Annotated in this window: 5 protein-coding genes and 1 CRISPR repeat array; of the genes, 4 read left to right on the forward strand and 1 reads right to left on the reverse strand. The window is 64.8% G+C overall.

What is annotated here, in order from left to right:
• Nucleotides 1–2: 2 nt before the first annotated feature.
• Nucleotides 3–998, reverse strand: a complete 996-nt coding sequence (gene cra / locus AC07R1_RS25835; RefSeq protein ID WP_011059214.1) for a catabolite repressor/activator — start codon at nucleotides 996–998, stop codon at nucleotides 3–5.
• 301 nt (nucleotides 999–1,299) lie between these two features.
• On the opposite strand from cra, the gene ptsP reads away from it, so the two are divergent.
• The 4 genes from ptsP to AC07R1_RS25855 all read left to right on the forward strand — a co-directional run bounded on the left by ptsP (nucleotide 1,300) and on the right by AC07R1_RS25855 (nucleotide 7,816).
• The gene (ptsP, locus tag AC07R1_RS25840) at nucleotides 1,300–4,161 is read left to right on the forward strand and encodes a phosphoenolpyruvate--protein phosphotransferase (protein ID WP_495111087.1); all 2,862 of its coding nucleotides are present in this window, start codon (nucleotides 1,300–1,302) and stop codon (nucleotides 4,159–4,161) included.
• On the forward strand, nucleotides 4,161–5,102 hold the full coding sequence (pfkB, locus tag AC07R1_RS25845) for a 1-phosphofructokinase (RefSeq protein WP_093404794.1): 942 nt from the start codon (nucleotides 4,161–4,163) through the stop codon (nucleotides 5,100–5,102). Before ptsP ends, pfkB begins: the two co-directional genes overlap by 1 nt.
• Before the next feature lie 11 nt (nucleotides 5,103–5,113).
• Nucleotides 5,114–6,856: a PTS fructose-like transporter subunit IIB gene (locus AC07R1_RS25850; RefSeq protein ID WP_495111088.1), complete on the forward strand. Its 1,743-nt coding sequence runs from the start codon at nucleotides 5,114–5,116 to the stop codon at nucleotides 6,854–6,856.
• 579 nt (nucleotides 6,857–7,435) lie between these two features.
• Nucleotides 7,436–7,816 (forward strand): DUF6124 family protein, encoded by a 381-nt coding sequence (locus AC07R1_RS25855; protein WP_495111089.1) that lies wholly within the window; start codon nucleotides 7,436–7,438, stop codon nucleotides 7,814–7,816.
• 271 nt (nucleotides 7,817–8,087) lie between these two features.
• Nucleotides 8,088–8,475: a CRISPR direct-repeat array (repeat unit 28 nt; unit sequence GTTCACTGCCGTGTAGGCAGCTAAGAAA).
• The last annotated feature ends 50 nt before the right edge of the window (nucleotides 8,476–8,525 follow it).

The raw sequence follows: 8,525 nt of genomic DNA on the forward strand, positions 1-8,525 counted from the left end.
GTTCAGCCCTGTTGGATGCGCTGTTTGAAGGTCCGCGCGATGGCCTGCACGCCGGGCTGGTAATGCGCCTCTTCAATGGCAGCCAGGGCCAGTTGCAGGGCTTTTTCGGCGATCAGTTGATGCTGCTGGGCCATGGCATTGACCGGCAGCGGCAGGAAATCCAGCAACTGGGTATCACCGAAGGTGCCCAGGCGCAGTGGCCGGGATTTGAGCGGGAAGTCGTGCAAGGCATCGAATACCCCTTGCAGCAGGACATAGGAGGTGGTCACCAGGGCGTCTGGCAGATGGCCCAGGCGCTGCAGCAATTCCTCCATCAGCTGGCGGCCGCAATCACGACTGAAGGCTTCGCCGTGCTCGATCAGCACCTCGCCGCCGAAACCCTCGAGGGCCTGGCGGAAACCGGCGGCACGCTCCTGGCTGATGCTCAGTTCCGGGCGCGCGCCGATCAGCACGATCTGCTTGGGCTCAGGCTCAAGCAGGCTCTGGGTCAGGTGCAGGCTGGCTTGCAGGTCATCGCTGATCACCGAGCAGAACAGCTCGGGCGGCATCACCCGGTCGATGGCGATGATCGGCAGGCCCTGGGCCTGCAACTGCTGGTAGCTGTCGTCTTCCGGCGGCAGGCAGCTGGCGACGAATAGCGCGTCGCAACGCCGGGCGCGGAACAGCTGGAGCAATTGTCGCTCGCTGTCCGGAGCGTCGTCGGAGCTGGCGATCAGCAGCTGATACCCTCGGGCCCGGGCGCCTTGCTCCAGCAGCTTGGCGATGCGTGCGTAGCTGGGGTTCTCCAGGTCCGGGAGAATGAAACCCAAGGTACGGGTGTGCCGGCTGCGCAAGCCGGCCGCCTGGGGGTTGGGCGTAAAGCCGTGTTCTTCCACCACCGCCCGCACCCGTTCCACGGTGGCGTTGCTGATGCGTTGTTGTTCGGCCTTGCCGTTGATGACGTAACTGGCGGTGGTCACAGACACACCGGCCAGGCGAGCGATATCACTGAGTTTCAACCCGGGATTTCCTTGTTTTTGGTGCTTGCCCCGATATTTTCGCCAATCCTACCTGATCTGGGCAGGCGACCAACGTCGGAACCGGCAATCGACCAGAAGGACTTCAAGCGCTCGAGATTATGGAGTAACGTACCAAACTTGCTAGATTAAACGTTTCAGCAAGCGTATTTTCTAGGCCCAAGCCCGAACGGAAAACGCCCCTGCCAGGCACCGAGTCCCGTTTGTGGCAGTAAAGACGCCTACGCTGCTTACTTAAAACAATACCTAGCGCCGCCCCCTGCCGCGCTAAATAGGAGAAGCCATGCTCGAGCTCACTGTAGAGCAGATATCCATGGGCCAGTCGGCTGTGGATAAGTCCGCGGCGCTGCACTTGCTGGCCGACAAACTGGTGGCGGACGGCCTGGTGGCCGAGGGTTACCTGGCTGGCCTCCAGGCCCGCGAAGCCCAGGGCTCGACCTTTCTTGGCCAAGGCATCGCCATTCCCCATGGCACCCCGGAAACCCGCGACCAGGTCTTTGCCACCGGCGTGCGCCTGCTGCAGTTTCCCGACGGCGTGGATTGGGGCGACGGGCAGATTGTCTACCTGGCCATCGGCATCGCGGCCAAATCCGACGAGCACTTGCGACTCCTGCAACTCCTGACCCGCGCCCTGGGTGAAACCGACCTGGGCCAGGCCCTGCGTCGCGCCAGCTCCCCCCAGGCCCTGCTCAAGCTGTTGCAGGGCGCACCCCAGGAACTGGCGCTGGACGCACAGATGATCGGCCTCGGGGTGGCGGCGGAAGATTTCGAAGAGCTGGTCTGGCGCGGCGCTCGCCTGCTGCGCCAGGCCGAGTGCGTGAGCAACGGCTTTGCCGCGGTGCTGCAACAGGTGGAGGCGCTGCCCCTGGGTGACGGCCTGTGGTGGCTGCACAGCGAGCAGACCGTGCTGCGCCCGGGGCTGGCGTTCGTCACCCCGGACAAGCCCCTCCGCTACCTGGGCCAGCCCCTCAGCGGCCTGTTCTGCCTGGCCAGCCTGGGGGAAGCCCACCAGGCCCTGCTGGAGCGCCTGTGTGCGCTGCTGATCGAAGGCCGTGGCCAGGAATTGGGCCGCGCCACCAGCAGCCGTGCAGTCCTGGAAGTGCTTGGCGGCGAGTTGCCTGCGGACTGGCCCAGCGCCCGCATCGCCCTGGCCAACGCCCACGGCCTGCATGCGCGCCCGGCCAAGGTGCTGGCGCAACTGGCAAAAAACTTTGAAGGCGAGATCCGCATCCGCATCGTCGATGGCAAGGATTCTGCGGTCTCGGTCAAAAGCCTGAGCAAGCTGCTGAGCCTCGGGGCCCGGCGTGGCCAGGTACTGGAACTGATCGCTGAACCCAGCATTGCCGCCGATGCCTTGCCCGCGTTACTGGCAGCCATCGAAGAGGGCCTGGGCGAAGAGGTCGAGCCATTGCCGGCTGTCAGCACGCCTCGGCAAGCGCCACAAGAGGTCGTCGAGCCGCTCAGCGCCCCGGCCTCCGGCAGCCTGATCCAGGCCATCGCCGCTGCGCCCGGCATCGCCATCGGCCCGGCCCATATCCAGGTACAGCAAAGTATCGATTACCCACTGCGGGGCGAGTCCACCGCCATCGAGCGCCAGCGCTTGCAGCAGGCCCTGGCCGAGGTCCGCGAGGACATCCAGGGGCTGATCCAGCGCAGCCAGGCCAAGGCCATCCGCGAAATCTTCATCACCCATCAGGAAATGCTCGACGACCCCGAACTGAGCGATGAAGTGGACACCCGCCTCAAGCAGGGCGAAAGCGCCGAAGCGGCGTGGATGACCGTGATCGAAAGCGCCGCCAAACAGCAGGAAGCCCTGCAGGATGCCCTGCTCGCCGAGCGCGCCGCCGACCTGCGGGACATCGGCCGCCGGGTGCTGGCGCAACTGTGCGGCATTGAAACCCCGGCCGAGCCGGACCAGCCCTACATCCTGGTGATGGACGAAGTCGGCCCTTCGGACGTCGCACGCCTCGATCCGACCCGGGTCGCCGGCATTCTCACCGCCCGCGGCGGCGCCACCGCCCACAGCGCCATCGTCGCCCGGGCCCTGGGGATTCCGGCCCTGGTGGGCGCGGGGGCCAGCGTGCTGCTGATCAAGTCCGGTACGCCCTTGTTGCTGGACGGCCAACGCGGGCGCCTGCATGTCGACGCCGATAGCCACACCCTGCAGCGGGCCGCCGAGGAGCGCGACAACCGCGAGCAACGGCTCAAGGCGGCCGCCGAACAGCGCCATCAGGCGGCCCATACCACCGATGGTCACGCGGTCGAGGTGTTCGCCAATATCGGTGAAAGCGCCGGTGTCGCCGCCGCCGTGGAAAACGGCGCCGAGGGCATCGGCCTGCTGCGCACCGAACTGATCTTCATGGCCCATCCCCAGGCCCCGGACGAAGCCACCCAGGAAGCCGAATACCGCCGTGTACTCGACGGCCTCGCCGGGCGTCCGCTGGTGGTGCGCACCCTGGATGTGGGCGGCGACAAACCGCTGCCTTACTGGCCCATCGCCAAGGAAGAAAACCCCTTCCTCGGCGTGCGCGGCATCCGCCTGACCCTGCAGCGGCCGCAGATCATGGAAGCGCAATTGCGTGCTCTGCTGCGCTCGGCGGACAACCGCCCGCTGCGGATCATGTTCCCCATGGTCGGCAGCGTCGAAGAGTGGCGCCAGGCCCGGGACATGACCGAGCGCCTGCGCCGGGAAATCCCCGTGGCCGACCTGCAACTGGGGATCATGATCGAAGTGCCGTCCGCCGCCCTGCTGGCGCCGGTGCTGGCCAAGGAAGTGGACTTCTTCAGCATCGGCACCAACGACCTGACCCAATACACCCTGGCCATCGATCGTGGCCACCCGACCCTTTCCGCCCAGGCCGATGGCCTGCACCCGGCAGTGCTGCAACTGATCGACATCACCGTGCGTGCCGCCCACGCCCACGGCAAGTGGGTCGGGGTCTGCGGCGAGCTGGCGGCCGACCCGCTGGCGGTGCCGGTGCTGGTGGGCCTGGGGGTGGATGAACTCAGCGTCTCCGGACGCAGCATCGCCGAGGTCAAGGCGCGGATCCGCGAACTGCGCCTGGCTCAGGCACAAACCCTTGCTCAACAGGCCCTGGCCGTCGGCAGCGCCAACGAAGTGCGCGCCCTAGTGGAGGCCATGTAATGGCGAAGATCCTTACCCTGACCCTCAACCCGGCGCTGGACCTGACGGTGCAGCTGGCGCGCCTGGACGCAGGGCAGGTCAACCGCAGCGACGCCATGTACACCCACGCCGCTGGCAAGGGCGTGAACGTGGCCCAGGTGCTGGCCGACCTCGGCCATCAACTGACCGTCAGCGGCTTTCTCGGGGAAAACAATCCGCAGGCCTTCGACCTGTTGTTTGCCCAGCGCGGGTTTGTCGACGCCTTTATCCGTGTGCCCGGGGACACCCGCAGCAACATCAAGCTGGCCGAAGGCGACGGGCGCATTACCGATATCAACGGCCCAGGGCCCGAGGTCAGTGAAGCCGCGCAACAGGCCCTGCTTGAACGCCTGGAACAGATCGCTCCCGGGCATGACGCGGTGGTGGTGGCCGGCAGCCTGCCGCGTGGGGTCAGCCCCGAATGGTTCCAGGCCCTGCTGCTGCGTTTGAAAAACCTCGGTCTTAAAGTCGCCCTCGACACCAGCGGCGCTGCCTTGCGCGCCGGCCTGGCGGCAGGCCCCTGGCTGGTCAAGCCCAACACCGAAGAGCTGGCGGACGCCTTGGGCAGCCCGGTGGTTTCAGTGGCCGGGCAGGCCGAGGCTGCGCGCCAGTTGCGCGCCCAGGGCGTCGAGCATGTGGTGATTTCCCACGGCGCCGAGGGGGTCAACTGGTTCAGCGCCGCGCCGTCCCTGCAAGCCTTGCCGCCCAAGGTCCGCGTGGTCAGCACCGTAGGCGCCGGCGACTCGCTGCTGGCGGGCATGCTCCACGGCCTGCTCAGCGCCCAGCCGTTTGAACAGACCCTGCGCACCGCCACGGCGATTGCCGCCATGGCCGTGACCCAGATCGGTTTCGGCATCAGCGACAGGGTGCAACTGGCCCGGCTGGAGCAGGGGGTGCGCGTGCATCCCCTCCTAGAACAATAAGAGGGTTGCTCATGAAGTTAGCCATAGTTACCGCCTGCCCCAACGGAATGGTCACCAGCGTGCTCTGCGCCCGCCTGCTGGACGCCGCGGCGCAGCGCCAGGGCTGGAGCACCAGCGTCGAAGTGCACGATGAAGCGCACCCGGAACGCCAACTCTCGGCGGCCACCATTGAGGCCGCCGAGTGGGTGCTGGTGGTCAGCACCGGGCCTGTGGATATGTCGCGTTTTGTCGGCAAGCGGGTGTACCGCAGCAGCCCGTCCCAGGCCCTGCAGGATGTCGATGCAGTGCTGCGTCGCGGCGCTGAAGAGGCCCAGGTCCATGTCGCCACCGAGGCCAGTGTCGAGCCGGTGCTCGAAACAGGCAAACGCGCCCCGCGGCTGGTAGCGATCACTGCCTGCCCGACTGGCGTGGCTCACACCTTCATGGCCGCCGAGGCCCTGCAGCAAACCGCCAAGCGCCTGGGCTACGACCTGCAAGTGGAAACCCAGGGCTCGGTGGGCGCGCGCAATCCGCTGAGCGCCCAAGCCATTGCCGAGGCCGACGTGGTGCTGCTGGCGGCGGACATCGAAGTGCCCACCGAGCGTTTTGCCGGCAAGCGCATTTATCGCTGCGGCACCGGCGTGGCCCTGAAACAGTCCGAGGCGACCCTGAACAAGGCCCTGGCCGAGGGCCGGCTGGAGTCCTCCGCAGCAGGCGCCCAGACACCGGCTAAACAGGAAAAGACCGGGGTCTACAAACACCTGCTGACCGGGGTGTCGTTCATGCTGCCGATGGTGGTGGCGGGCGGTTTGATGATTGCCCTGTCCTTCGTCTTCGGCATCACCGCCTTCAAGGAGGAGGGCACCCTGGCCGCGGCGTTGATGCAGATCGGCGGCGAGACCGCCTTCAAGCTGATGGTGCCGCTGCTGGCGGGTTACATCGCGTACTCCATCGCCGACCGCCCAGGCCTGGCGCCGGGAATGATCGGTGGCATGCTCGCCAGCACCCTGGGCGCGGGCTTTATCGGCGGCATCGTCGCCGGCTTCCTCGCCGGTTATGCGGCCAAGGCGATCAATAAATATGCGCGCTTGCCGCAAAGCCTGGAGGCGCTGAAACCTATCCTGATCATCCCGCTGCTGGCCAGCCTGTTCACCGGGCTGGTGATGATCTACGTGGTGGGCAAACCCGTGGCGGGCATGCTCGAAGCCCTGACCCACTTCCTCGACAGCATGGGTACCACCAACGCGATTCTGCTGGGGGTACTGCTGGGCGGCATGATGTGCGTCGACCTGGGCGGGCCGATCAACAAGGCGGCCTATGCGTTCTCGGTAGGGCTGCTGGCGTCCCAGAGCTATGCACCGATGGCCGCGACCATGGCCGCGGGCATGGTACCGCCCATTGGCCTGGGCATTGCCACCTTCATTGCCCGACGCAAATTTGCCCAGACCGAACGTGAGGCCGGCAAGGCGGCGCTGGTATTGGGCCTGTGCTTTATCTCCGAAGGGGCGATTCCGTTTGCCGCCAAGGACCCGCTGCGGGTGATTCCGGCGAGCATCGCCGGCGGCGCCCTGACCGGGGCTTTGTCGATGTACTTCGGCTGCAAACTGATGGCGCCCCACGGCGGCCTGTTCGTCATGCTGATCCCGAATGCCATCAACCACGCCCTGCTGTACCTGCTGGCGATTGTCGCGGGCAGCCTGCTGACGGCGGTGGTGTACGCGTTGGTGAAGCGGCCTGAGGCGGTGGAGCTCGCCCTGCAACCCACCTCTTCGTAGGAGCCGGCTTGCCGGCGAATAGGTCCTTGAGCCTTGCGCCGTTCCGGCCGACGCCTTCGCTGGCAAGCCAGCTCCTACGGAGGAGGGCGCGCCACCGCAATTCTGTAGGAGCCGGCTTGCCGGCGAAGAGGTCCTCAAGCCTTGCACCGTTCTGGCTGGCGAAGACGTCCTCAAGCCGGGCTCGTCCTTTTTCCTCGCCGCTCAACCTCGCCGCACCTGCTATTGCAGGCCGCGCCCCGGGCTTATTGCTGCTTTCTCCAGCGGCGACCGTCGGCCAAGTCTCTTTCTTTTGTAAGGGGTTTCCGAGACACTCCTTGGCGCTTGCGGCTGGGTACTCGGCTCACTAGGCTCGGTTCGTCACTGAATATTCAGTGATCGGGTTTAGCAGCCTGATTCCAAGACACGCAAGTATTGCCCCTGTCCCGGTTGGCTTTTGGCCTGCCGAGTTCTGTTATGGCGGCTGTGCGTGGGGCGCCCTTGGGTGCGCCGGATTCCTTGGACCGGTCTGCTAACCCGCGTACAGCTGCCACCTTACGTTTAGCAGCGTCAGGTGGTGGCTCCACCCCAAGGAGCTGCACCATGAAAAAGATCGTCCCCGATCCACCTGTTTGCCATCCTTCTTCCCGTCGTAATCCCGACCATGATCTGGCCAACGAAGTCGTTCGCCATGCACTGGCCAACACCCGCCCAAACGGCTCGTTGATCGCGGCTCTTCACCCCACCGCCGCGGGTCCTGCGGGCACCGACTCGCCCTTCACCGTCCGCCCCGGCATCAGCGCCGAGGAAGCCTTGCTCCACGTTTCCATGCTGCTCAAAGCCGCCGAAGAGGTGTCCGACGAGATCACCGAGCAGGCCAGCGGCGTCGAGCGTGGCCTGATCTGGTCCCTGGTGCATTCGGTGGAAATGGCCCGTGGCGTGGTCGATGCCTTGCTTGATGGCAATCGTCGTTCTTCCAGCTGAACGGTTTGATTTCTATGGCGAGGGAGTCGCTCCCTCGCTCCACCTTGGTCACTGCGTCACCATCACTTTTCTCACTAGGGCCTCAACCAAATAGGTTCAAAGGCTATAGTCTGAACCCTGCCGATCGGATGCTTGGGACTGACCCTCTTCTTGGAGGAGGGATAAGCCCTATGTAAAATCAATCACTTACAGATGCTTCTAAAAAGAGGGTCTGGCAGGTTGTTTGGCTGATTGTTCTTTTAAGTCATGGGGTTACGAAGGAAGTTGTCTAGTTCACTGCCGTGTAGGCAGCTAAGAAAAGATATGAGATCGCCACGGGAGCGCGCCGCAGGTTCACTGCCGTGTAGGCAGCTAAGAAATGTTCCAGGGGGCTGACGATGATCATATCGGGGTTCACTGCCGTGTAGGCAGCTAAGAAAACGAAAACATGCCATCAGAAGACTATTTCGCCGTTCACTGCCGTGTAGGCAGCTAAGAAAAGTCGAAAGAGGGGAGCAAGACGGTCTTCTATGTTCACTGCCGTGTAGGCAGCTAAGAAAGCTGAAGCCGCCCGCGCTGGAACGCCCACGAGGTTCACTGCCGTGTAGGCAGCTCAGAAAAACCTTCGCCAGACGCTGGTGAAGCACCTGACGTTCACTGCCGTGTAGGCAGCTAAGAAATGTTCCAGGGGGCTGACGATGATCATATCGGGGTTCACTGCCGTGTAGGC

The sequence above is a fragment of the Pseudomonas sp. GW821-FHT07F01 genome, assembly GCF_059418825.1.